The organism is Escherichia sp. AM3 (genome assembly GCF_032029835.1).
Classification (GTDB): Bacteria; Pseudomonadota; Gammaproteobacteria; order Enterobacterales; family Enterobacteriaceae; genus Escherichia; species Escherichia coli.
This window is the reverse complement of record NZ_JAVUPQ010001075.1, coordinates 1-260: the sequence shown is the minus strand read 5'-3', so window position 1 is coordinate 260 and position 260 is coordinate 1. Positions and strand designations below refer to the sequence as shown.

The 260-nt window shown below is 58.5% G+C and carries 1 protein-coding gene; it reads left to right on the top strand.

Annotated features, from left to right (window positions below):
- On the top strand, positions 1-260 hold a 260-nt coding region (locus tag RTW80_RS29770; RefSeq protein ID WP_312721745.1), incomplete at both ends, for an ATPase, T2SS/T4P/T4SS family.

Below are 260 nucleotides of genomic sequence, written 5' to 3'. Positions count from 1 at the left end.
CTCAGGCAGGATCCTGACCTCATTATGGTGGGTGAAATTCGTGACTGCGAAACGGCAGAAATTGCCATTAAGGCGGCGCAAACCGGGCATCTGGTGCTGTCCACCCTCCATACTAATTCGACGGCTGAAACGCTGGTACGGCTGCAACAGATGGGCGTCGCGCGCTGGATGATCTCTTCGGCGCTCTCGATGGTGATTGCCCAGCGACTGGTGCGCCGTTTATGTCCGTACTGCCGACAGGAAGCCAGCCGCCACACCGA